We start from the raw sequence: 25823 nt of genomic DNA, 5'->3' as shown, positions 1-25823 counted from the left end.
TTCAGCAATAGACTGATTTAACTCAATGTTTCCTGATTGCTATTGTTGGGTTAGACTGAGTATTACAAACGATCGTAATTAAAGAGAACACATGGAACAGCTTAGAAAAATCGGTGCCATTGGTGGCGCCATTTCATTAGCACTCTGCTGGCCGCTTGCCGTAGGCCAGATTGGGCAGAATGCGATTACAGATGGTATCGCAACATTGAACAGTTCTAGCATTCAAGCTGAAATTGTTGATTACGACCGCGGCTACTTTTCATCGAATGTAAAAACACGCATTACGGTAGTCGATGAGAGCCTCATAGAGCAGCTAGCCATCGATGGCTTGCCAACCGAGTACATTGTGAACAGTGATGTTAGCCATGGCTTAATTGGCCTTGATGCGCTGTCGACTCTTGAAGACCAACCTAACTTGCCTTTGACTTTGACAACGAGCACAGAGCTCAATGGCAATACGAGTTTTAATTTAGAACTGAGTCAGCTGAATCACCAAGGTACAGCAGAAAATGAAACCTCAGTTTCAATTACTAAGTCGACAGTATCTGGTCACGCTACTGTACTGGGGCAGATTGATTACGAGCTAGATATCCCATCTATTCAGATTGATTTCCCATCAGGGGAAGAGATGACATTGTCGAACCTGAAAGGTGTGGGTGAAGGGAAGCAAGCAAAAGGCTACTGGTTAGGCACCCAGAATTTTACCATTGATTCGTTTGCAATTACGGATGCACAAATGCAGCCGTATGTATCGATTCAAAACTCGCAATACGACTTTGAATCGCACCTTGATGAAGCAACAAAACGCCTACGTAGCAACTTGAAGCTAAACATTGCATCGATTCAAACCAGTGACGGTGAGGTGAATAACCTCAATGTTGATTTTGAGATGGATAAGCTAGACAGCCAGTCTTTTGAAAAGGTGTTTGAAATTTACCAGTCAAACCCTGTACTGACTCAGGAAGATATTGAGCAGATCATTCCTTATATCGATGCCTTGTTCGCGAAAGGTTTCGATCTTTCTATGAAGAATATCTCTTTGGATTTAGGTGAAGGTGAGTTCCACTCTAAGTGGTTAGTCAGTGTTCCAGAAGGTACAGAGAACATCAGTAGCGATCCAAGTCGAATTATCCCAGCATTAACGGGTGACATCAGCTCAAGCTTCTCGAATGAATTGGTGCAAGAGTACCCATTTATTCAGGAAGGCATTGATGAGTTGATCGTTATGGAGATGATTGAACAGACGAATACAGGTTATGAAATTCGTGCTGCACTAGAAAATGGAAATTTAGTCTTTGAAAATGGGCAAGAAATTCCACTAATTGCACTGTTAATGCCTGCTTTAATGCAGTAATTAGAATCACAAGCATCGTGAATACGCCTTTTAGCTAGCTAAAGCTAAGGTTTTTAATCGATACACAACAAAAGAGGTCTGTAGACCTCTTTTGTTGCTTTTTATGTTGAGTAAAACGTGGTATTACTTGCATAGTTATATCGGTTTACGGCTATATCGATTTATAGCTATATCGAGCCACAGTTATTATCGAGCAGGAGCATCACCCCCCATGGAAAACACTTTAGATAACGTTTTTAATTTCAGTGCAGGTCCAGCAGCATTACCAAAACCAGTAATGAAGCAAGCGCAAGCGGATTTTATTGACTGGAATGGCCTAGGCACATCCGTGATGGAAATTAGCCATCGCAGCAAAGAATTTATTCAAGTAGCGGATGAGTCAGAGCAAGACTTACGTGATCTTCTGAATATCCCAGACAACTACAAGGTTCTATTTTGTCAGGGCGGTGCGCGTGCTCAGTTTGCGGCGGTTCCACTAAACTTACTGGGTGACAAAATAAAGGCAACTTACGTTGATGCTGGCTACTGGGCCGAGAGTGCTGTAACAGAGGCGAGCAAGTACGCCGAGATCGACGTATTCAATGCGAAAACAACAGTAGATGGTAAAGCAGCGGTTATTCCTGCAAGCGAGTGGAGGATTGATCCAGAAGCGGCATACGTGCACTTCTGTCCAAACGAAACCATTGATGGTGTTGAAATCAATGAGCTGCCTGTAACAGATAAACCTATTGTTGCAGATATGTCTTCAAATATTCTTTCTCGTCAAATTGACGTGTCAAAATACGGTGTGATTTACGCAGGTGCTCAGAAGAACATTGGCCCTGCTGGTATCTGTATTGTGATTGTTCGTGATGACCTTCTAGAGCTAGCAAACTCAGTGTTACCTAGTATCTTGAACTACAAGGTTCTGGCAGAGAAAGACTCTATGTTTAACACACCTCCAACGTTTGCTTGGTACTTGTCTGGCCTAGTATTCAAGTGGCTAAAAGCGGAAGGTGGTGTTGAAGCAGTTGAGCGAGTGAACCAAGAGAAAGCACAGCTGCTTTACAATGCGATTGATGAGTCTGACTTCTATCGTAATGAAGTTCACCCAGCAAACCGTTCTCGCATGAACGTACCTTTCCAACTTGCGAAGCCAGAGCTTGACGGTAAGTTCCTTGAGCTTGCTGATAAAGCGGGTCTCAAGTCACTGAAAGGTCACCGAGCTGTAGGTGGTATGCGTGCATCAATCTACAATGCTATGACGCTTGAAGGTGTACAAGCGTTGGTGAACTTTATGAAAGAGTTCGAGCTAGAGAACGCGTAGTCGTTAAATAGACAATATTTATTAGTTAGGGTGTCACAGTGTGACACCCTTTTTTGTGTCTTTTATAAAATCCTCACTTCAAAGGTCTACATATGATGAGCTAGCTCAAGCCCTGATGACAATACGCTCGCCAATTATAACCGTACGGGTTATTGTAAATGACTTTGAGTTTTCTCCTTGTATCGAACTTTGAAAGGGGAGAGCCAATAGCGAATTTTCTTCTTTTTAATGGACAAATACTGTATAACGTATCGCCGCTAATTTGCGGTATTTTCAGTGTTTGATTTGGTGATGAGGCAGGTTTGAAAATACTAACGGGGCTCGTAGCGTTTTTCCCTTGGATAGCATGTGCGGCAACCATTGAAATATGGGCTGGCATTGAGTTTGAGACAGCTCAAAAGGTAAAGCAACATATAGAAACTTTGACTGAACATACGGTCGAGGTTCGTCGTTTTGACATCAATACAATTCGCGCCGAGCTTGTGGTTGCGGACCCGAGAGACACTGCTTTCCCAGACGCGATTTGGGTTCCTTCCGATTTCCTCGGCTTGTCGGACTATATTGATATTTCGACCATTCCAACTGCTTGGGTTGACGAAAGCCGCTATGAGGAAAAAGCCCTTGAAGTCGTTGAACTTAATGGCGAGCTCAAGGCGCTTCCAGTCGCTATTGGCAACCAACTTGTTCTCTATTCTCGAGTTCAAAATGACGCTCGACATCAACACCTCTCTCAAAATCAAAGTGGGACGCAAAATCCCAGCAATGCACAGATGACATGGGAGCAATTGATTACCTTGTCACAAGAGTCATCACGTGAAGCCATCGCTTTTCCAAATCCAAACATGTACTTCTATCTAGCTTTTCACCAGCTGTTTTCAAATCAACCGTTCTCATCGAGAAGCATCAATGGCGAGAGCGTGCTAGAGATCTTTCGCTTTATTGAACAACTGGAACAACAGGGCGTGATTGAAGGAGGTTGTGATAATGACTGCGCACGTCAACGGTTCTTAAGCGGGCAGGTCGATTACTTAATCGATGGCGATTGGGCCTATAACGAGCTATCTCAATCCGAACCCAACTTAACGATTAACGCTTTGCCGACGTATCGAGGTAAGCCGATGGCCTCTTTCAGTGGTGCCAAAGTGTTCGCGATAACTGAAAAAGGTATGCAAGATATTGATAAGCAGATGGTATTGCGTGAAATGGTGAGTTTTCTACAGTCAAATCGATTCAGTTATTTAGCGCGAAGTGATGCGATGATGTCGCCTTTTATAGACGTAAATCAGAAGCGTATGGCGTCAAATGAAGGCAGTTTTACTCAGATGTATCAACAGTTCCAAGCCGCACAGATCATGTCGAGTGATTACTATATGGCGATAGTGTGGGAAGCATCAGCCCGCGCGTTAGAACGTTATAAGCTAGGTATGCCGGAAGAGGAAATCCCCGCGTTCTATGATGATTTTGTTGAACGTTATGCGAAACGGTTAGGGGGGCAGCATTAATGAAGCTGTCTCTCAAATACACCATGGGGTTGGTGCTTCTATGTTGTGCGGTGTTTCCTGTTTATTTTGCAGGTCAGCTGATTTTAAACAAGCAATCTGAAACGCTATTAGAACAGAAGGCAATAAACCTCAATAACTCAACTCAAGGCATTACTCAAACTGTAGCGAGCCAAGTCGACCTGACATTACGTTTAACCGAATGGTACGCCCAAGACCGCTCACTGTTAAAGGCCGGCAGTAATGTATTCTTCTCTAGCGTGGTGTGGGAAAAAATGGCGAGCTTTAACGAGCTTGCTGATGGCGTTTCAGCGACGTATATCTTGGATAAGAGTTGGCGTCCTATCTATGACAGTAAAGGAAGCTTATACCACTTTGAAAATAGCCAATTGTTGAGTGAGATAAAGCGTCCTAAGTCTACTTATATTAAAGGGAAGATCTTTCACAGTGAGTTCGCTGAACCTTCGCTGGCTAACGATTCAGAATCGGGTATCGCTATCGTTGCACCGATATTGCCTTATCGATTAGTTGAAGGATCTGAATACTCGCCGCAAGGCTATTTAGTGGTATTAATGGGCTACGACCTCTTGAAGAGCAAAGTCGCTCCGTTTCTTTATGATAAAGAGTCGGTTGCGTTTCATTACGCTCACTCTGCCGATTTGAACTCGGGTAACGAGCATGAACACCTGGTCAAAATAGCCAACCCACTATTTTTAGACCCACTCTCGATTGAAGTTAAACATAACGTGTCTGATGAAGCGCGCCAGCAAGAGATGCAGCAAGCACAAGTGGTTTTTATAAGGATTCTATTTGCGACATTTTTGCTCGCGGTCTTGTTTGCGCTGGTCCTCAATCACTGGTTCTCACGTCAATTGAATTTGTTGTTGGAATCGGTGGAGTCGTACTCAAAAGAGAAGCTGCCCACGATTAAACCTGAACAGCATAAGTTTACAGAGTTTTACGCATTCAGTGTGTTACTCGACAAGATGTGGCAGCGGATCGGGGACCAGTTAGATGAACTCACGATACGTAATGATAAGCTCAAATCTGCGTATCAGCAGATAAAGGTAAACAACGCACAACTTGAAAACTTTAATGTTCAGCTTGAGCAAACCGTTGAAGAGAAGACCTATCGATTGACTCACTCTCTTCAAAGAGAAGCAGACCAAAAACGTAACATTATGAGGATCGTCGAGTTTGCGTCGATGCGACAAGGTGTCGAATATCGATTAATCCCCAACTTGGTCGAAACCCAGTTAGCCGCTTTGCTCTCAGGGAAGAGTATCCAATTCTCGTTTACTAAACCGACTTTAGATGTCTCGAATACCAACCGAGTGCAATCTCTGTTGGATTCGAAAGGACAGGTGATTGGCTACTTTAATCACAGTAGTGAATACCTGACGTTGAGCGATGAAGACCAACTTATCTTCGACCTATATCAGAAACAGCTTGCGGCGTGGATTGAACTAGAGAACATGACACGGGTAGACCTTGCTTCAGGATGCTTTAACCGCAAAGCGTTTGATGATGACTTAAGCTACTGCCAACGCAAAGTGATTGAGAAAGGCTGGATACTGTCTTTACTGGTCATCGACGTCAATGGGTTAAAGCAGACCAATGATGTTCACGGGCATCAGGCAGGGGATAGGCTCATTAAAGCGTGTGTGGATATTGTTCAGGAGCGCCTGCAAAGCCATAGCAATATGTATCGACTGGGTGGAGACGAGTTTGCGGTACTGACTTTGACCCCGAGCGCTATGCCGGAAGTGGAAGCTCTTAAAGAGCTGTTATATTCTGACCAAACACAGTCGCATATTTTGATAAAGGGTCACCCGATCCCCGTCCTTTTTTCTGTCGGATTTTCGCAGAGTGATAGCTCGGCATTGAACGATATGTTCAGTCATGCAGACCAAGATATGTATACAGAGAAACGTCGTTTCTATGAGGCTCAGGACGAGTCTTAATTGTTTTGGGTGTTAGAAATGAAAAAGGAGCAAGGTTGCTCCTTTTTTGGTTTTGAGTTTTCTATTTTTAGCTTGTTTATATTTGCTTCAAGAGCTCTGCTGACGTGAGGAAGTAGATTCGCTACAACCAAAACTCTTTCAGCGGCCTGCTCGCATCGTAATGATGAGCAATCTGAGCTTGAAGTAGTTCTGCAGTCGCGATCGCGTCCGTTAAAGCATGGTGGGGCGTATAGTCGGGTAAGTGGTAGCGGCGACGACTTTGCCCCAATCTAACCGAGCCCGGCTTCTTGCCTTTTAGCTTGTTCCATAGACCGCCAGCGAGTTTGTGCTGTACTTGAGATTCGATTTCTAGCGTATCTAATACTGGGAACTCGATACCTTCGCCAAGACGTGAGCGTAGTGCGTTATCTAGGAAGTTGCGTTCTATGCGTCGGTAATGAACCACAGGAATGTGTCCTGCCATTGCTTTAAGCACTTCATCGAGAACCTCGTTTAGATCTGGAGCATCGAGGATATCATTGTGAGTAATACCGTGAATAACCACCGACTCTTCCTCTAGCTTTTGTCTTGGTCTCAGAGTCCAGTGACGTGCCTGTTTAAGGTAGATTCGGTTAAGTGTGAACGGCACTAACCCGATGGTGATGATGCCATCCTTAGATGGGTTGAGTCCGGTGGTCTCAAAGTCCAACGCCAAAAACGTGACTTCGGATATCGGAGTCTCAGCCGCTGGCAGCGGTTTGCTGTAATACTCTTTGAGACGTTCATCCTGAACACGATCTAGCTTCTGAGCAAATTTGAAGTGCCAATCCACAGCGGGTGACTTAAATATTCTCGTCATCGTCTCTACTTAAAGTTGTTGTTAGCTTGGTAACGGAACTTGAGGAAGTTCTGGGCATTACTGAGAATTTGGAATGCATCTTTTAAGTTACGACGCTCAAAGTCAGACAAATTCTCTGGCTCAATGTTGTTATCCGGCTCGATGTTGTTGTCGACATCTAGCGCTTGGTGGCGGATACGCACCATAGAAATAAACTCCATCGCATCTTTCAAGTCTTGAGCGCGGCCTTTCGGCAAGATACCCGCATCAATGATGTCATCAAGACGCTCAAATGAGTTTTTCGAGCGCGATGCGACGGCTAGAGAATGGACACGGATCAAATCGGCTAATGGTGCCGTACCGCGTCGTTTAAGGTTGATGGAGTTATTGTGGCGACCATCTTTCTCCATAACAAAGTCTTTAAAGAAACCAAGTGGCGGCGTGCGGTTGAGTGCATTTCGAGCCAAACAGGCCAAGAAGCGATTGTTTTTACGTGAACGTCGCACAATGAAACTATTGAGTTGTTCTGCCCATTTTAATCGGCCATAAACACCATCAAGATCGAAGAAAATAGAAGCGTTAAGCAGCGCTTTCGGATTTGGGTTATCAATCCAGTCTGCGAAGCACTCTTCCCACTCGGTGCGAGTCATGCGCCAGGTTGGATTGGTCGCCATAATGTCACCTGTACAGTAGCTATAGCCGCACTGATCTAAGCCATCACAGATGAATTTAGAGAAGGCCTCAAAGTAGGCACCATGTTTTGCTTCATCATAGGTGTCGTCAAGAATAATGGCGTTATCTTGGTCGGTAACAAGCAGCTGTTCGTCGCGTCCCATTGAGCCCAATGCAAGGAAACAGTAGGGAATGGGCGCATGGCCAAGCGTCTCTTCGGCAAGCTCAATAATGCGTTGCTTGAAGCTTCGACCAATCACCGACATCGCGGTACCGACCATGTGAGCGTTGGCATCCTCGTTTACAAGGCGCACAAAACTATCTTTAACCTGCTCCGACAGTACCTTGAGATCTTCAATGCTCTGCTGCTGGAAGATACTGCTCACTAGAAGAAGAGAGTTTTGGGATTCGTAGCGGACAATGTCTGTCGCTTCGATAATACCAATTGGCTTTTTATCTTTAAGAACAGGCAGGTGGTGTACGTTGTAGCGAAGCATGGTCATCATGGCTTCATAAACATAAGCGTTGTGGTCGAGCGAGATAACCTCTGCAGTCATCACGCTGGAGACTTCATCCGACGGGTCAAGACCTTCGGCCAGTACGCGTGTACATAAATCTCGGTCGGTAATGATGCCGATCACTGGCGTGGAATCATCTTCATCATCTTCTACGATATCTGGGTCAATAATTAGCAGTGAAGAAACGTTCTCCTCGGCCATCATTGTTGCTGCTTGTTGAATGGTGCGTGATTTCTCAATCATTGGTGCATCGCTAGTCAGCAGCGTTTTTACCTTTGATGTAGTGAGATCGTTGGCATCATTGTTGTTTGAAATGGCTTGGCGCAAGCGAGCGTTGTCTTCAACTTCAACAAAGTCAGCAAACGAATCGTAGTTGTCGTAGAGCTCTTGAAAGATTGACTCTGGGATGCAGTAAAGCAGGGTATCTTCGATTGCTTTAACAGGAAAACGCACCTTGTTGTTGGTCAGAAGGCCCATTTGACCGAACAAGTCACCTTGATCTAGACGGTTATAGAGTTCCCCTTTACGTCGGTAAACTTCCACCTCTCCACTGCGTACCACGTATAAGTCGTGAATTTGGTCGCCAAAGTGAATAATCGGTGTGTCCTGACGATAATAGGAAATTTCCACGCTGCTCGTGACTTTAGTGAGCATCTCTTCCGGTAATTCACTGAAGGGAGGGTATTGGGCGAGGAAATTTTGAATCTCTAATAACTCAGCATCCATAATGTTCATCCGTAATTTAATATGATTTCATGGTACATCATTTGATAATAATTTTCTGGGACAAATCATTCTGTGAGGTAAAACCTTTTTAAAGTCTGATGGATAGACTAACCTTTGATAAAAAGAAGACAGTGTTAAGGAAGAGTTAAATGTCGATATGGAAGCTGGGCTTGATCTCTGTATGTACTGCATTCTCAGTGGGGGCAATGGCACAAGATAATGAGCTAACAATACTCGATTATAATTATGTGACTGCCTCGGTGTATTCCGGCAGTTTAAACGAAGATGCGGGCGGCAATAATAATGCCTCTGTGTTTGGTCTGGGTGTTAGCTACGAAATGACAGATGAATGGTTGCTTATTGGTGACTACACCGCGCGCTTTATTCATCCAGACGAGAGTACGACTCGAATTGATACCCTTATGGGGGGCGCAGGCTACCGCTTTAATATCCGTAAAGATCTCGATATCGTGGCATCGTATCTATTGGGGATAACCAAAGGTGAAATTGAACTTAATTCGAACAACAAGACGCTCAAATCTGATACTGAATTTATTCATGGCGGTAAGGTCGAACTGAATTATGGCTTTGCAAAACGATGGATTGCTAATGGTAGTATCCAAGCGAATCGAAGTGATCTGTTTGATGAAGAGATCTACCATCTAGGCTTGCGTTATAAGGTGACGTCTAAGTTCTCTATTGAAGGGGCATATCAGCATCGAGATGGCGAAGGTGATGACGGTGGCGAGCGAACTAACGAGCTCGGTCTAGAGTTTAGGTTAGAGTACTAGCGGTTTCGATAAGCACCAAAAATAACCATTACGTTTGCTAAAAGCGTCGAAATACTAAAAAGCCAGCATATACGCTGGCTTTTTTGATATTGGAAAGGACTAAAGCTTACAGTACTGCAGCTATGCCTTTACATAGAGGTAGCATGTTTGACTTAGTCATACCTGCCACACTGATACGACCAGAGCCTACGATGTAGATAGCAAACTCTTCTTTCAGGCGAGTTACTTGCTCTTTAGTTAGACCAGAGAACGAGAACATGCCGTTTTGACGCTCGATGAACGTGAAGTCAGCGTCAACGCCTTGCTCTTTCAGTGTTGCTACGAACAGCTCACGCATCTCTTGGATACGGTCACGCATTTCAGCAACTTCTGCTTCCCACTCTGCACGCAGCTCAGCATCACCTAGGATGTGAGTTACAACAGCACTACCGTGCGCTGGTGGGTTAGAGTAGATAGAACGGATGATGCTCTTCACTTGAGAGAATGCAGTGTTTGCAACGTCTGCAGATTCAGCAACCAGTGTGAATGCACCTACACGCTCGTTGTATAGACCAAAGTTCTTAGAGAATGAGCTCGCTACAAGGATCTCTTTGTTGTACTTAGCGAAAGTGCGAAGGCCAGCAGCATCTTCTTCAACGCCTTTTGCAAAACCTTGGTAAGCGAAGTCGAATAGTGGAAGAAGTTTCTTCTCAGCAACCAGTTTCGCCAGAACTTCCCACTCTTCAGCAGTTGGGTCGATACCTGTTGGGTTGTGACAGCAGCCGTGTAGAAGAACGATATCGCCTTCAGATGCTTTCTCTAGGTCAGCAACCATACCTGCGAAGTCTTTGTCTTTTGTTTCTGCGTTGTAGTAGCTGTACTGAGCTGTCTCAATACCTGCAGCAGAGAAAACGCCGTTGTGGTTTGCCCACGTTGGGTTACTGATCCAGATCTTCACGTCGCCAAGTTGACGTTTAATGAACTCACCAGCAACACGTAGAGCACCAGTACCACCAGGAGCTTGAGCCGTTTTTGCACGTTGAGAAGTCACGATTTCAGCGTCTGCGCCGAATAGAAGCTTCTGTACCGCTAGGCCGTATTCAGCTGTACCTTCAATTGTTAGGTAAGATTTAGTTTTCTCGTTTTCTAGAAGAGCGGCTTCCGCTTTTTTAACGGTTGCTAGAACTGGCGTTTGGCCATCTTCGTTTTTGTAAATACCAACACCAAGGTTGATTTTTTCTGCACGAGCGTCTTTTTTAAACTCTTCAGTCAGGCCAAGAATAGGGTCTGCTGGGGCAGCGAGTACTTTTTCAAACATAATCTTCATCCATGTCAATTGAGAGGGGATAGTATCTAGTGGTATTTATACCTGTATGAAATTTTGAAGACAATATGAATTGGGAAGAAAGCGGAAAAAAAATCTATTTCGACGGAATTTATGAGTAAAGCTCGAATATATCTAATAAAACACCCTACGGATAAACCAATAGGGTGTAAGAAATTAGTGTGTTTTAACTTAATTGTGAGCAGTCGGCAGACCTTAGCTAAGCGGGTTGTAAAGTAAGGTTTTCTCTCTCGAGCTCACTAAGGTCTAACTTGCCATCTTTATGCGTTGCGGCAATTTCAACAAATTGTTGTTCAACCGCGAGAAAAGCTTCAACAACATCTGGGTCAAAGTGCTGGCCTTTCCCCTCGATAATGATGCCTTTCGCTTTCTCGTGGCTAAAAGCGGGTTTGTATACGCGTTTCGAAATCAAGGCATCATACACATCGGCCAACGCCATCAATCGTCCAGACAGTGGGATATCTTCTCCAGCCAATTGATTTGGGTAACCTTGACCATTCCACTTTTCGTGGTGAGTCAGTGATATCTCTTTTGCGACTCTCAGGAATGAGCAGCTACCGAGTTGACTCTCTGCAATAGACAGCGCTTCGGCACCAATTTCAGGGTGCTTCTTCATGATGTCGAACTCTTCGTCAGTCAGCTTCCCTGGTTTGAGTAGTACATTGTCAGGAACGCCAACTTTACCCACATCGTGAAGGGGAGCGGATTTGTAGAGCAGTTCAATGTATTCGGGTGTGAGCAATGACGCGTGTTTTTCTGATTGGCTCATATGCTCCGCCAACGCTTTTACATACTCTTGTGTGCGAATAATGTGCGCACCTGTTTCGTTGTCACGAGATTCCGCTAAGGCAGATAGGCTGACGATCGCCACATCACGTGTGGTTTTGACCTCTTGCTGAACCGATTGCAGGCTATCAAGCATGTTATTGGTGAGTAAAGCCATTGAGCCAAGCTCATCATGATTGAAGACAGGTAATCGAGATTGAATATTCCCTTTTGTTACTTCAATCAATGCACACTCATGACTTAAGAGTACTTTCTTAATGAGTTTGCTCCACATGGTCATGATCACCACGGCATAACCACCTAAAACAAGCGATAGGTAAGCAAACTCTTTCATGATGCTGATTTTACCCGTGCCATCTAAGATGCGATCAGGATTATGCTCAAGCCAAAAAACATCTTTGATTGCCACCATGCTCAGCATCAGGGTAAGAGATGTGAGTAGCACCATCACTAGGCTTATTAACTGCTTAACTAAAGACTGGCGAACGCCGCTGAGTTGGACGTCATTCGTCCCTTGAGCATGATAAGTCTCCATCTGCTTAAGTTTGGACTCGAGTTCCAGAATACTGCCTGTAAAGAAACCAAACAGAGCCATTCCAAACAGAACCTTCAGATTACTATCAAGAGGGAACTCATAGCCAAGGTTGTAGTATGTGGCGAGTGGAATACTGATAAGGAAAAATAGAGCCGTATCAAGTTTGATGTACTGCCCTTGTTGATAAACAGCCCAACGAGTGGCAACGGTAAGCCTTATAACAAGCAAAATTGCAAATACTATGCTGACATGGGTGAGCGTTTCCATCGCTGTTAATGTTTCTAACATCGGGCAAACTCTACTGCCATATGTCCCAAAAAGAACACCAGCAAGCACGTACAGTTTTGTGGTTAGATTGGTATTGTGGTGTGAAGAATCCATCAATTAATCCTTGTTATTATCCTAGTCTGCTTCCAATGACTTATAAGTAGAACGAGACTGGCAAAAAAATATTTCTTTTTAATAGTTATTCTGTATGGATTTTGATAATTCTATCGGTGAGGAAGGGCAATTGATATAACTGAGTGAAAGCTTTTATAGAATTGTTAAGTGTAGCGTTTGTCTGAGCACTGTTAATGGGGAAAAGAATGAGGCTCACTGATCTTATCGATTAATCAGTGAACCATAGACGTATTACTTCTTAAGGTTGATTTCTGCTTCAATCGAACCTGTTTCAATTTCTGGGTGTGAAGCAAGCTTGTCAGCAGCCCATTTATTGATGTGTTTCAAAATCGCCGATACAGCATGTTTTTGAGTCGCGGGTTGGTCATCGACAACATCAAGCTTCTCTTTTGGATGTGAGCCTGTCGCGTCTTCTGCAATGTGTAGCCAATCTGGGTGCCAGTAGTAAGGCTGTCCACTTGGTGTTGTCCAGCTGTGGACACCATTTGATTCACCTTTGTACTCTAAGTGTTCTGCTTCTATCTTTTTCATTATGGTCTCGCATTATTATTGTGAACATCTGTATAAGTTTAGAGCGATATAAAGTTCTCGCTATGCATCAAAGTTAACAGAGCGCGTCAGTAGTTCTGTGAAGTTTTTCACACAATTATATAAATGACGTTTAATCAGTGGGATAGCTATAACCTAAGCCCATGTTAATGCTAGAGTATTGGGTTTATTGATTCTTTAGGTATTACAATTTATGGCACGTTACGAAGAGCTGGCAAAGGATATTCGCACTCAGATAGCCAATAATACTTGGCGATCTGGTGAGAAGATCCCGTCAGTCCGTATGAGTTGCCGTAACTATAAGGTCAGTAATAGTACGGTACTGCAGGCGTACCAGCTTTTAGAAAGTGAAGGGTGGATCATCGCTAAGCCTCAATCTGGGTATTTTGTTGCGCCCAAAATTGAAAGTTTGGTCACGCGGCCTGAAATTTCAGCGCCCAAACGAGCCATTAACGATAGGCTGTTCGACTTTTTGACCTCCAGTTCTGCAGAGGGAGTGGTGCCTTTTGGTTCTGCTTTCCCAGATCCAGACCTCTTCCCACTTCCTGTATTGACAAGAAACCTCGCTAGCGCAGGGCGCAAGATGACAGGTGCGAGCGTGATCAATAACCTTCCTCCGGGGAGTGAATCTCTAAGGCGTCAAATTGCACAACGTTATCTACAGCAAGGAATTGTTGTCAGCCATCAAGATATCGTGATTACTTCAGGTGCGATGGAGGCATTAAACCTCAGTCTGCAAACTGTCACCAAACCGGGTGATACTGTTGTGATTGAAGCCCCCGCTTTTTATGGTGCGCTTCAAGCTGTGGAGCGACTTGGCCTTAATGCCGTTGAGGTAGAGGTTTGTCCTAAAAATGGTTTGAATATCGCGGCCTTTGAACAAGCGATGATTGAGCATGATGTCAAAGCTTGTTGGCTGATGACGACATTCCAAAATCCAACTGGAACATGCCTGTCAGATAAGAGTAAGAAAGAAGTGGTTGCGATTGCTCAAGAGCATCAGGCTCTTATTATCGAAGATGACGTTTATGCTGATCTTTATTACGACGGAGAAAAGCCTAAACCACTGAAAGCCTATGACATTAACGACTCTGTTTTGTTGTGTGGCTCGTACTCTAAGAGCTTATGTCCGGGGTATCGCGTAGGTTGGGTTGTTAACGCTCGTTACCATAATCAGATCCAAAAGCAGCAGCTTCTTTCAACGCTATCAAGCAGCGCACCCGTACAGTTGGGCGTAGCGCACTTTTTGACTCATGAAAGCTACGATAACCACCTGCGTAAGCTGCGCAAGCACCTACAAGCGCGAAAGCAAGAGTTTATAAGTGCCGTGAGAGAATATTTTCCGGCTTCTATTGAACTAGAAGAGCCACAAGGTGGTTATTTTATTTGGGTTCGTTTCCCTGAATCCTTCAATAGTCATAAACTCTACAAGCAGGCGATGGAAGAGGGGATCAGTATCGCTTCGGGTGATTTGTTCAGTGATAGTGATTCGGTCTCTCATGCCATTCGACTTAACTTTTCTCACGAGTTCAATCAAGAGCGCCGCTTGGCGTTAAAACTCGTAGGTCAATTAGCTCATCAACTGTCGCGTCAGTCATAAACTTAGAGATAAAAAACTGTACGCCTTGAATCAGGCATAACTGTACGCCTTTTAACAACATAATCTGTGTTTGAATAACGGTAGACCAAATATTGGAGAAACCGTTATGTTGAAATCACCTGCTGGAAATGAAATCAAACTTATCCTAGTCGCTATCGTGTGTGCGGTACTATTGATTTTTGGCCATGTGTTATTGGCAAAAGCCTTTGCTGATATGGCATGGACTGAATACACCACGGCTGCTATCCCATTTGTTTTGTTTGGTATTTGCGCGTTGGCCATTCGTTACGCTGAAAAACAAGAACAATCCTAGTCGATTACCAATAGTACGCACTTGCTAAGGAGTTGGGGAGAACAGATCACTTCCTCGCTCCTTTTGATTTTCCTTGTTAAATTGATGAACATCTCACTTAGTCGCGTCAATTTAGACTCCTACCAAATGTAATACCCCTGCTATACGTAAGCTTAAGTAAGTGCTTTCTAAGAAAATGTTAGCTGTCGCCAAAATGTTGACCCCAACCTCAAGCTACTAACAAATTGAACAGTGGAAGAATCTCATTGTATTCACGTCAATTATTGGTCGTGCGGCCATTAATAAACCGGTTGATGTGCTTACAGTGGCTTACACCTTGTTAATTTCTCTTTCATACAATCGTATTGTTCAGTTGAGAGGAATAAACATGAATAAAATGAGTATTTTAGCAATGGGGTTGATGGTTAGTGCCGCTCAAAGTAGTGAACTGGCTGTTGATTTAAACAATCTGTCGAATGTGAATGAAGTAGAAAGTCATGGACTGATTTTGGTGAGTGAATTCTATGGTTACGAGCTTGAAGAAGGTCGTTATCGCTATGCTAACGAGGTTGAGCTAGACGGATTGGATTGGTCTTTTTGGTACGGTGAACATCAACACGTAGCGAAGCCCGATGTGAATTATATCTCGTTCGTAAGCGAAATTGGTGATTTAGAGAAAGTGAAGAACAGCTCCACTAAGAACGCTGTCGGCAATCGCTATTTCTGGGATGGAGGAAGTTCTCTAGATTACAGCGACCAGTTGGCGGATTCTGCCATGATTCATGGCACTGGCGGTTATGAGTTTACCGTTCGACCAGGAAAAGAGGGTGAGTTCGTTGTAGAGCTCTACACGCATAATTGGTTGTCATCTTCCGATGTGACTGCTTGTCTAAGAAACCACTGCACAACAGTTCAAAATGACATCACTTTCCATATGACCAGCGTAAAGAATACGATTCGTTTTCATGCGACGTCGCCGGACGAGATACTGACTGTTAGTTACCAACGTAGCCCTCGACAGTTCGATTTTGAGCAAGATAAGGGATACCACGCCCTAGAAGCCATTCAGTTGATGGAGGTACGATAATTATGAAAAAACTAATTCTTGCATCGGCTATTCTAGCGACATTCTCAGCGCACGCTGGTATCGGAAAGCTGGACCGCTCCGTGACTCAGCACAAAGAGTTTGCACTGCAAAGCAAATTTGATTTTGCCTGTCACATGAATGCAGGTTCTGCGACGCTTATTGACCCGTACTGGGTTATCACAGCGAATCATGTCGCGGGGTCAAAAAGCGAAGGTTATCGAAATACCGTCACGTGCTCATCATTCAAAAAAGACAAGAATGGTGTGTATCAAGTTGTACATTCATCACGAGCAAGCACTGATCCAAACGGAGAATGGGGGGAATACGAGTTTACGGACGGCTTTTATGACTTTGCTCTTGTTCGATTAGATACACCAATAACTGGTATAAAGCCCGCTAAACTTCCGGAAAAAGGCATGTTTAGCTATGACGAAATCTATGAAGTGAACAACATTGGCTATGGAAACTATAATGGCCGAAATGGTGGCAAAAAGTTTGTTAAGTACAATGAGACCGACAAAAAATGGTTGGCCGAATATAAGTACGAGCCAGTCATTATGCCGCAAAGCGATCTTCAGTGGTTAGCGATTCACGGTGATTCCGGTTCGGGCATCACGATTGAGCGTGAAGGCGAATACTACATTTTGGGCGAGATTGGCCTGCAATATTACGGCGAGCTTGGTTGGCAAGATACTTTTGATGACGTTATTGGTCGTTTAGACAGCCTGAAACGTGATATGAAAACACATGGCTTTAGCTACACAGAAACCGTTGAGCTGAGTGAAGTGAAATGGACGCATCAAACGCAGCACACCATTGAAGATCTCCACGCGTTTTACAGCTACTGGCGCGCAGAAAATATGGACTTTAATGGTACGTATTGGACTGAAGATGGCGGTATCTACAATACCGTATATGCAGCGGACGGCGAGCGTTATACCTTTGAAACCGTGATTCCAGCTAACCCTAAAGCACCAGCATTTGATCTGTTCATCAATGGCCGTCAGGTTGCTCATAATATCAAGGCTGACAACGAGAGTCTGTTGTTGAAGGTGAACGCTTTCGAACAGAAAGGTGACCAATTGATTGTTGAATTCAAGCCACTCCACGTCGATGCAAGCAAAGGATCGGTTGAAAAGATTCTATTGGACCATTTCTTGGTACGACACGCGGGGGAATAGTCCTTCGGTTTATTCCAATAAAAAAACCTCCGCAAATGCGGAGGTTTTTGATTTCGTTCTTTTAATTCGTGCTTATAGCGGAATTAGAAGTTCGCAGAGCGAGGTGTACGTGGGAATGGAATCACGTCACGAACGTTACCCATGCCAGTTACGTAAGATACTAGACGCTCAAAGCCCAGACCGAAGCCTGCGTGTGGCACTGTGCCGTATTTACGTAGGTCGCGGTACCAGCTCATGTGCTCTGGGTCGATACCAACTTCACGCATACGCTCGTCTAGAATGTCTAGACGCTCTTCACGCTGAGAACCACCGATGATTTCACCGATGCCAGGTGCTAGTACGTCCATTGCCGCTACCGTCTTACCGTCATCGTTTGCACGCATGTAGAATGCTTTGATGTCTTTCGGGTAGTTCTTAACGATTACAGGTGCTTTGAAGTGCTCTTCTGCTAGGAAGCGCTCGTGCTCAGAAGACATGTCGATACCCCATTCAACAGGGAACTCGAACTCACGACCAGAATCTAGAAGGATTTGGATTGCGTCAGTGTAGTCAACTTGTGCGAAATCAGAAGAAACAAACTGCTCTAGACGAGTGATTGCTTCTTTGTCGATGCGCTGAGCGAAGAACTCAAGGTCATCACGGCACTCTTCAAGTACTGCTTTGAATACGAACTTAAGCATGTCTTCAGACAGCTTAGCAACGTCTTCTAGGTCAGCGAATGCAACTTCAGGCTCAACCATCCAGAATTCAGCTAGGTGGCGGCTTGTGTTTGAGTTTTCAGCACGGAACGTAGGACCGAACGTGTAAACTTTGCTCAGTGCACAAGCGTAAGCTTCTGCGTTTAGCTGGCCAGATACTGTCAGGAATGTCTCTTTACCGAAGAAATCTTCGTTGTAGTCAACATCGCCTTTCTCTGTGCGAGGTAGGTTTTCCATGTCTAGCGTAGAAACGCGGAACATTTCACCTGCACCTTCTGCATCAGAAGCTGTGATCAGCGGAGCAGATACCCAGAAGAAACCTTGCTCGTGGTAGAAGCGGTGAATCGCTTGAGATAGACAGTTACGAACACGTGCAACTGCACCGATCACGTTAGTACGTGGACGTAGGTGTGCTACTTCACGAAGGTACTCGATAGAGTGACGAGTTTTCGCCATTGGGTAAGTTTCTGCGTCTTCAACCCAACCAACAACTTTCACGTCAGTTGCAGCAAGTTCGAAGTCTTGACCTTTCGCAGGAGACTCAACAATCTTACCAGTTACTTCAACAGAGCAGCCAGTTGTTAGCTTTAGTACTTCGTTTTCGTAATTATTAAGATTATTTGGGACCACGGCCTGAATCGGGTCGAAACAAGAGCCGTCATAAATGGCAAGGAAAGAGATTCCAGCTTTGGAATCACGACGTGAACGGATCCAGCCGCGAACAGTTACTTCACTGTCTACCGCTAGCTTGCCGCCAAGTACGTCTTTTACAGGCGCGTAAGTCATGTTGGTTTCATTCTCCATTGAGGGACAAATTCAACCCAATGCTAATTCACGATAGTTTTAATTTTCTGATACTTGAACAAAAAACAATCGAAACATTGAGTTGTATAAACTTTTTAAATCAATGGAACATATTACCTGTCACACAGAGAGCTTCAACCTTTATTGTTAGTTGAAGAAAGAAATATTCCCTATATGGACTAAATTTTCGTTAAAGGCCGACTTTTTACTCTATCTGTCGGCCTTTGTTCGTTTTGTTGGGGTAGGTACTTAGTGATTTTGCTGCTTATCAGACAATGTAAATTGGTTAATTAAGCTCTCTAAGTGATTTGAAAGATCTTCAAGGTCATTACTGATGTCGCGCGTGCTTGCAGCTGACTGAGAGGTATTGTTTGCGTGTGAGGTGATCGCTTCAACCTTATTCTGCACATCTTTGGTCGCATATGTTGTAGATTGAGTCTGGTGCTGAATGTCTTGAGCGTGTGCTAGCACTTGCTTCATCTCTTCAACCACGCCATTCATCTCTGCTGCAAGCGCTTCGATATCTGTCGAGCTTTGGTAAGCTTGAGCGCAGACATGGTCTGCAGACTGCAGTGACTGTTCACTGCCTTGCTGGAATTGATGAATGATTGACTCAATATTACCCGTTGCTTCCGCTGTGCGAGAGGCTAGGTGACGAACTTCATCAGCAACCACTGCAAATCCACGCCCTTGCTCACCTGCACGCGCAGCTTCAATGGCCGCGTTGAGTGCAAGTAGGTTGGTTTGCTCAGCGATTCCGTGAATTACGGTTAAGATCGAAGACACTTCACCCGTTTGTTGATTGAGTGAAGAGATCTTCTCTTTTACTTCTTCGATACTGGTGACAAGGTTTTTAATCTCATTACTCGCGTCATGAGCTTGGTTTGCGCTTTTGAACGCGACATCAGCAGTATGATTAATAAGGTTAGACGCAGTAACCGTCGCCTGCTCGGCACTGACTTGCTGCGCTTGAATCCCTTCTATGTTGCTTTGCACTTCTGCCGTTTCACCTTGCTGATCACTGGCAGCGGTCTCAGTAATGTGAGCCACACTGGTCAACTGATTGGCAGACGCGTTCAGCTTATGCGAAGTCTCTTGTACTTGACCTAAGCTGTTCGAAACCGTCTTCATGAAAGAGTTAATGGCACCTGATAGAGAGCCAATCTCATCATTACGCTCAATTGGCAGTCTTTCTGATAGGTTCTTATCGTCACTCACTTGAGTCATAAAGCGTGCTGTTTGCTGAAGAGGACGAACAATGATCTTGCGGATAAGGCCCATGGTTAAAGCAAAGCCTACAAAAGAGATCACGGCCATGATGGCGATAGCAGTAACGGTTTGAGTATGAATAAGGTCATTTACATGGCTCAAGTTGTATTCTAGACGAATTGCGCCCAGTACTTCTCCCTCTGGTGCCATATGACAAGAGACACAATTGGTTCCGCGATAGTTTTCGCTTGATTTCATGGGTAGGGCGATGACCAGTCCTTTGCCCCAATCTGCGCTGAACGGTTCAATAACCGTTTCGCCTGCCAGTGCGCGCTTATCGATGTAGTCTTTTGGTTGCTGATCAGCGCCACCTGGGCCATAAAGCTTGCTTACTGTGTCTGCTCTAAGCACGCGAACATCTTCGATGCCTTCTTGGGCTAATGCCTTATGGCGTAGTGTCTCTTTTTGCGACATTGTGCCTGTCAGCATCATCATGTTTAGGCTGTCGAAATAGTTGCTGGCTTTGTCGTGCAGTTGCTCACTCAAGACTGAGTTTACAAGTTGCTTCTGTTGGGTGTATTGAAAGTATGTAGAGATAGCGAGGAGTAGGGAGAATACTACCGCCAGTGCTACCAGTATTTTAAACGTTATTGTTGAGCGCATACCGAACACATATTTTTATTAGTTATAATGACGAGCATACTGTAGCGGCAAAAATATGCGGTACCTACCATAAAGGGGTAATTGTGTGACCATACTCCGATTGTGGTTATGTTTATGTGATGTAGCAGCTTTGTGATGGAATATTGGCGTGAAAACGTCATAAAAATAGCGCACTTAGCGTCATATTTTGATCTTCTTTCAACTAATTGGGCTTTTAATTGATATATCTATTTTTAGCGACAGGTGTGGGAGAAGGAATGAAAATAACATGTAAATATCGGTTAATATTTTGCGATAAATGTGGCTAATAGGATCATTTGAGCGAGCAATTTAGAATATATGTGATGCTTTTTAGTTCTGATTGTTTGAATTACAGACAAACGAACAAAAAATAGCAGAAAATAAGGCTGCCCCGTTGTTTTTCAGTTGTCTTTCGTTAAGATGAATTTACCTCAATACTTGAGGAGGGCAGTAAAGGATCGCTGCTTGCAATAACACGGAATGTGATTAATTTGGACACATAGATGAAATTCAAAATCACATCACCAATCATCGAACCGACAGAAGGTTCACCACACCAAGAGCAGATTTCTTCATTTGCCTCTCTTTCTCTACAATCTCGCTTTTATCACAGCTCGTTTTCTACTGCCTTTTCGCGATTTAACTCCGCTTATCGCTCCTATCGATATTCGTTTTAAAGCTTAACTTCTTTCGAATTTTCTTTGCATCTTGATTGATGACAGAGAAGTACACCTATTAAAAACTAAATAAATAAGTTAAAGACAATGAATATTAAAATGATAGGGAGCTCCCTAATTATCGCTGGTACCGCTCTTGGTGCTGGTATGCTTGCAATTCCAATGGTTCTTGCTCAATTTGGATTGTTATACGGTTCACTTTTAATGGTACTGATTTGCTTCGGTACGACTTATGCGGCGCTTCTGCTTCTTGAAGCGACTATCAAGGCTGGTGGCGGACTAGGCTTGAACTCAATTGCGCGCAAAACGCTAGGCAAACAAGGGCAGCTGATCACTAATGGTCTGCTTTACGCCTTACTTATCTGCCTGTTGATGGCTTACATCCTAGGTGCTGGCGATCTGTTAAGCCAACTGCTCGCGAGCCTTGGCATTAACATTAATGCGACCACAGGACAAATTGCATTTACGCTTATTGCGGGTGCTGTTGTTGCGTGTGGCACCGGTGTGATTGATAAACTCAACCGAGCGCTATTCTTTGTGATGCTAGCAAGCCTTGCTATCACGATGACCTTCCTTGCTCCGGGCATGACCCAAGAAAACCTAACGCAAGTTACGAGTCATGATCATGTCGCGCTTATCAAAACCAGTGCAATCTTGTTTACCAGCTTTGGCTTTATGGTGGTGATTCCGACTTTGGTTTCTTACAACCAAGAAGCGACCGACAAGCAATTACGCAATATGGTGATTGTGGGCTCTCTTATACCACTAGTGTGTTACCTGTGTTGGTTGTTTGCTGTTGTGGGTAACCTAAGTGAAGAGCAGTTCAGAAGCTTCCATAACGTTTCAGACCTAATGGCCGCGTTTGAGACTAAGTCGCCGTGGATTGGAAATATCCTATCGACCTTTACAGGTTTAGCGCTATTGACCTCTTTCTTTGGTGTGGCAATGGCACTGTTCAACCAAAACCGAGATATGTTTAATCAGAATACTGCGGTAACGTATGTAATTAGCTTTATTCTGCCACTCGCTGGCTCACTGCTGGCGGCGGATAAATTCCTACAGGTGTTGAACTACGCAGGTATCATTTTGGTGTTCTTAGCGGTGTTTATCCCACTTATCATGGTGCACAAGCAGCGTTTCATGAAAGTGGCGGAAGATAGGTACTCAGCGGAAGGCGGTAGTGTGATGATGTTGTTCTCATTGCTGTTTGGTTGCTTCTTGCTTATCTCTCAAGTGATATAACTAGACGCGATCCCGTAAACAGTAGATACAAAAAAGGAACGCCTCGGCGTTCCTTTTCTTTACAAGCAAATCAAATGCGAGTGCTAATTAGCAAACCACTTTGATTGCTAGACCACCTTGAGAAGTCTCACGGTATTTTGCGTTCATGTCTTTACCAGTCTCTAGCATGGTTTCGATAACTTTATCTAGAGATACAGTAGGAGCAGAAGAACGACGAAGTGCCATACGAGTCGAGTTGATCGCTTTCACAGCCGCGATACCGTTACGTTCGATACACGGTACTTGAACCTGACCAGCAACTGGGTCACACGTTAGACCTAGGTTGTGCTCCATCGCGATTTCTGCAGCCATACATACTTGCTCTGGGCTACCACCCATAAGCTCAGCAAGACCTGCAGCAGCCATAGAACATGCTACGCCAACTTCACCCTGACAGCCAACCTCTGCACCAGAGATAGACGCGTTACGCTTGTACAGACCACCGATAGCACCAGAAGCCGCAAAGTAACGGATGTAGTCTTTCTCAGTCACCGTTTGGATAAACTTGTCGTAGTAAGCTAGAACTGCAGGGATGATGCCACACGCACCGTTAGTTGGTGCTGTAACTACGCGACCACCTGCTGCGTTCTCTTCGTTAACAGCGAAAGCGAACATGTTTACCCAGTCAACAACTGACATTGGATCGTTCGTTGTCTTCTCTGAAGTCATTAGCTGTTGGCGAAGCGCTGCAGCACGACGAGGCACACGCAGTGGACCAGGCAGAATACCTTCAGTGTTCATACCGCGATCCATACATTCACGCATCGTTTTCCAGATGTTCGCGAAGTAAGTGCGAGACTCTTCATCAGAGTGAAGGGCAGCTTGGTTCTTCATTACAAGTGTGCTGATAGAAAGGCCGCTCTCTTTACACTGGTTCACTAACTCTTCAGCAGTTGTGAATTCGTAAGGCGATTTGATTGGGTTCTCTTCTTCTTTGCCGAAGTTCTCTTCGTCAACGATGAAGCCACCACCAATAGAATAATAAGTCTTTGAGTACGCTTTTTCGTCATCGATCCAAGCGTGGATGCTCATGCCGTTTTCGTGTAGCTCAAGGTTAGTAGTATGGAAGTTCATACCACCGTCTTTCGGGAACGATACTGTGTGACAGTGCATGCCAACAGGAAGGCGCTCAGTTTCTTCTACGCGAGCGATAAAACCCGGAATAGAATCGATGTCTACTTTCTCAGGGGTGTTACCAGCAAGACCCATGATGATAGCGATATCTGTGTGGTGACCTTTCCCTGTCAGTGATAGTGATCCATATACGTCAACGGTGATTTTAGTGATGTCGCGCAATTTTCCCATTGAACGAAGATCATCAATAAACTCTTTACCCGCTTTCATTGGTCCAACTGTATGTGAGCTCGATGGACCAACACCGATTTTATAGATATCAAAAACACTAATCATAGTGATTACCTCAAAAGAGAGCCTCCCAAGGGGAGTAGGGAGGCTCATTTATTATCATTATATTTGGTTTTAATGCTCAGCTTGCTCAATGAGTAATACTTCACTCATGTGCGTCAGTGTAATGGTGCTGAGATTAAAGAGCGCCGTAGATTACAGAACTAATAGCCGCTAGACCACATAAAGCTGTAAAGATTTGTACAGGTGCTGAAGTTTTGTACTTAGCCATAGCTGGTACTTTGTTCATCGCGAATACAGGCATTAGGAACAGGATAGCTGCAATCATTGGAGCACCCATTGTTTCAATCATACCTAGGATGCTTGGGTTAACTACCGCAACAATCCAAGTAGTTACAACGATGAACGCTAGAGAGATTTTTTCAATCTTGCTTACTTGAGTGTTAGAGCGAGATTTGATTAGACCTACTAGACCTTCGTGTGCGCCTAGGAAGTGACCGAAGTAGCTAGAAGTGATTGCTGCGAACGCTACTAGAGGACCCATGTAAGAGATAAGTGGAGACTCGTGAACGTTAGCTAGGTAAGAAAGTACAGAGATGTTTTGCGCTTGCGCTGTTGCTAGTTGCTCTGGTGATAGAGAAAGTACAACAGAGAATACGAAGAACATTACAAAACCCATCAGCATCATTGCTGCGCCACCAGTGATAGCGTCAGTTTTCTTAACTGCGTTGTCACCGTGTACACGACGTTGCTCTTTAGAGAACTGAGAGATGATTGGGCTGTGGTTGAAAGAGAACACGATGATTGGAATTGCTAGCCAGATGATAGAAGGCATTGCAGACCATTCTGGGCTTACGTCCATCATAGAAGTGTTCCAGTCAGGAACTAGGTAGAAAGATAGCGCTAGTAGGATGAATACTAGAGGGTAAACCATCGCTGAAGTTGCTTTAAGCATCAGCTCTTTACCGAATACAACACCTGCTGTCATAGCTAGGATAAGTGCACCAGAAAGAAGAGGGCGAGGGATAGATTCCATACCCATTTGGTTTACTAGGAATGAATCTACAGTGTTTGTGATACCAACACCGTAAATTAGAACGATTGGGTAAATAGCGAAAAAGTAAGCGAAAGTAATAAGGTTCGCGCCAGTCTTACCAAAATGTTCTTCTACTGTATCAGTGATATCTGCTTCAGGATTTTTTGCAGACAGTACAAAACGTGCTAGAGATTTATGTGCAAACCAAGTCATTGGTGCTGCAATTAGAGCTAGGATAACTAATGGCCAAAAACCACCCGCACCAGCTTTGATTGGAAGGAATAGTACGCCGGCACCTACTGCTGTACCGAACAGAGAAAGACACCAAGTAAAATCTTTATAAGTAAACTTGCTCGAGTCTTTTACGGCATTTGCCGAAGAAGTTGTTGTGTTCATGTTAAATTACTCATTTTTTGGGAACAGGAAATAAGTCGGGGCTAATTTTGCAGAATTTTCTTCGGCAAAAAATAGATCTAAATCATGTAATGAAACGGCTTGTTATATGATATGCGAAAAACGGTTTTATGATCACGATTTTGGCGTGCTACAGGTGATTTTTGCTCATGTCTGATATTAGTTTTACTAATCTGAAGGGTGGGCTGATTTAGATTTATACGAGGTAACCGTTTGCGTAAAAATGTATTAATAAATCTGTTCCATGGAAAT

The 25823-nt window shown here is 44.2% G+C and carries 20 protein-coding genes; 11 read left to right on the top strand and 9 right to left on the bottom strand.

Translation table 11 applies throughout. From position 1 onward, the window contains the following. The first annotated feature begins 91 nt into the window (after window positions 1-91). From OCV50_RS08280 to OCV50_RS08265, 4 genes are all read left to right on the top strand, one after another. Window positions 92-1354 carry a YdgA family protein gene (locus tag OCV50_RS08280; protein ID WP_261902755.1) on the top strand — a complete coding sequence of 421 codons (1263 nt, stop codon included), beginning with the start codon at window positions 92-94 and terminating at the stop codon, window positions 1352-1354. A 211-nt stretch (window positions 1355-1565) separates the two neighbouring features. Further along, entirely contained in the window at window positions 1566-2660 is a 1095-nt protein-coding gene (gene serC / locus OCV50_RS08275) for a 3-phosphoserine/phosphohydroxythreonine transaminase (protein ID WP_261902754.1), read from the top strand. Between the two features lie 302 nt (window positions 2661-2962). After that, window positions 2963-4162, top strand: coding sequence for a sugar ABC transporter substrate-binding protein (locus OCV50_RS08270; protein WP_261902753.1), 1200 nt, complete (start codon window positions 2963-2965; stop codon window positions 4160-4162). 23 nt (window positions 4163-4185) lie between these two features. Beyond that, on the top strand, window positions 4186-6123 hold the full coding sequence (locus tag OCV50_RS08265; protein ID WP_261904144.1) for a GGDEF domain-containing protein: 1938 nt from the start codon (window positions 4186-4188) through the stop codon (window positions 6121-6123). A 121-nt stretch (window positions 6124-6244) separates the two neighbouring features. On the opposite strand, the gene OCV50_RS08260 is transcribed toward OCV50_RS08265, so the two are convergent. Both OCV50_RS08260 and OCV50_RS08255 read right to left on the bottom strand, forming a co-directional pair. Then, a complete protein-coding gene (locus OCV50_RS08260) occupies window positions 6245-6961 on the bottom strand; it encodes a 3'-5' exonuclease (RefSeq protein WP_239842109.1) in 717 nt (238 codons plus the stop codon). 5 nt (window positions 6962-6966) lie between these two features. Next, window positions 6967-8856, bottom strand: a complete 1890-nt coding sequence (locus tag OCV50_RS08255) for a DUF294 nucleotidyltransferase-like domain-containing protein (RefSeq protein WP_261902752.1) — start codon at window positions 8854-8856, stop codon at window positions 6967-6969. 149 nt (window positions 8857-9005) lie between these two features. On the opposite strand from OCV50_RS08255, the gene OCV50_RS08250 reads away from it, so the two are divergent. Beyond that, window positions 9006-9647 (top strand): porin family protein, encoded by a 642-nt coding sequence (locus OCV50_RS08250; RefSeq protein ID WP_261902751.1) that lies wholly within the window; start codon window positions 9006-9008, stop codon window positions 9645-9647. Between the two features lie 106 nt (window positions 9648-9753). On the opposite strand, the gene OCV50_RS08245 is transcribed toward OCV50_RS08250, so the two are convergent. From OCV50_RS08245 to OCV50_RS08235, 3 genes are all read right to left on the bottom strand, one after another. Next, entirely contained in the window at window positions 9754-10944 is a 1191-nt protein-coding gene (locus tag OCV50_RS08245; protein WP_261902750.1) for an amino acid aminotransferase, read from the bottom strand. A gap of 226 nt (window positions 10945-11170) precedes the next feature. Continuing rightward, complete coding sequence (locus OCV50_RS08240) at window positions 11171-12673, bottom strand: HD-GYP domain-containing protein (protein ID WP_261902749.1); 1503 nt, start codon at window positions 12671-12673, stop codon at window positions 11171-11173. Window positions 12674-12925: 252 nt separating this feature from the next. Beyond that, window positions 12926-13225 (bottom strand): SMI1/KNR4 family protein, encoded by a 300-nt coding sequence (locus tag OCV50_RS08235; protein ID WP_261902748.1) that lies wholly within the window; start codon window positions 13223-13225, stop codon window positions 12926-12928. A 211-nt stretch (window positions 13226-13436) separates the two neighbouring features. On the opposite strand from OCV50_RS08235, the gene OCV50_RS08230 reads away from it, so the two are divergent. The 4 genes from OCV50_RS08230 (at window position 13437) to OCV50_RS08215 (ending at window position 17403) form a co-directional block, all read left to right on the top strand. Continuing rightward, the gene (locus OCV50_RS08230; RefSeq protein WP_239842105.1) at window positions 13437-14843 is read left to right on the top strand and encodes an aminotransferase-like domain-containing protein; all 1407 of its coding nucleotides are present in this window, start codon (window positions 13437-13439) and stop codon (window positions 14841-14843) included. 106 nt (window positions 14844-14949) lie between these two features. Next, window positions 14950-15156, top strand: coding sequence for a hypothetical protein (locus tag OCV50_RS08225; RefSeq protein ID WP_239842104.1), 207 nt, complete (start codon window positions 14950-14952; stop codon window positions 15154-15156). Window positions 15157-15532: 376 nt separating this feature from the next. After that, window positions 15533-16222 carry a hypothetical protein gene (locus tag OCV50_RS08220; protein WP_261904143.1) on the top strand — a complete coding sequence of 230 codons (690 nt, stop codon included), beginning with the start codon at window positions 15533-15535 and terminating at the stop codon, window positions 16220-16222. A 2-nt stretch (window positions 16223-16224) separates the two neighbouring features. After that, window positions 16225-17403: a trypsin-like serine peptidase gene (locus OCV50_RS08215; protein WP_261902747.1), complete on the top strand. Its 1179-nt coding sequence runs from the start codon at window positions 16225-16227 to the stop codon at window positions 17401-17403. 83 nt (window positions 17404-17486) lie between these two features. Here the strand turns inward: OCV50_RS08215 and asnS are convergent, their stop codons facing one another. Together asnS and OCV50_RS08205 are read right to left on the bottom strand one after the other, a co-directional pair. Next, window positions 17487-18887, bottom strand: coding sequence for an asparagine--tRNA ligase (gene asnS / locus OCV50_RS08210; protein WP_239842102.1), 1401 nt, complete (start codon window positions 18885-18887; stop codon window positions 17487-17489). A 267-nt stretch (window positions 18888-19154) separates the two neighbouring features. Continuing rightward, on the bottom strand, window positions 19155-20777 hold the full coding sequence (locus tag OCV50_RS08205; RefSeq protein WP_261902746.1) for a methyl-accepting chemotaxis protein: 1623 nt from the start codon (window positions 20775-20777) through the stop codon (window positions 19155-19157). Window positions 20778-21301: 524 nt separating this feature from the next. Between OCV50_RS08205 and OCV50_RS08200 the strand changes: the two genes are divergently transcribed. Continuing rightward, window positions 21302-21475, top strand: coding sequence for a hypothetical protein (locus OCV50_RS08200; RefSeq protein WP_261902745.1), 174 nt, complete (start codon window positions 21302-21304; stop codon window positions 21473-21475). 87 nt (window positions 21476-21562) lie between these two features. Beyond that, window positions 21563-22717, top strand: coding sequence for an amino acid permease (locus tag OCV50_RS08195; protein WP_261902744.1), 1155 nt, complete (start codon window positions 21563-21565; stop codon window positions 22715-22717). An 87-nt stretch (window positions 22718-22804) separates the two neighbouring features. On the opposite strand, the gene OCV50_RS08190 is transcribed toward OCV50_RS08195, so the two are convergent. Next, window positions 22805-24166, bottom strand: a complete 1362-nt coding sequence (locus OCV50_RS08190; RefSeq protein ID WP_032548739.1) for an L-serine ammonia-lyase — start codon at window positions 24164-24166, stop codon at window positions 22805-22807. 133 nt (window positions 24167-24299) lie between these two features. Beyond that, window positions 24300-25553 carry an aromatic amino acid transport family protein gene (locus tag OCV50_RS08185; RefSeq protein WP_239842098.1) on the bottom strand — a complete coding sequence of 418 codons (1254 nt, stop codon included), beginning with the start codon at window positions 25551-25553 and terminating at the stop codon, window positions 24300-24302. Window positions 25554-25823: the final 270 nt, after the last annotated feature.

Source organism: Vibrio fortis, from assembly GCF_024347475.1.
Taxonomy (GTDB): Bacteria; Pseudomonadota; Gammaproteobacteria; order Enterobacterales; family Vibrionaceae; genus Vibrio; species Vibrio fortis.
The sequence above is the reverse complement of the archived record's forward strand: the minus strand, read 5'-3'. Positions and strand labels throughout refer to the sequence as shown.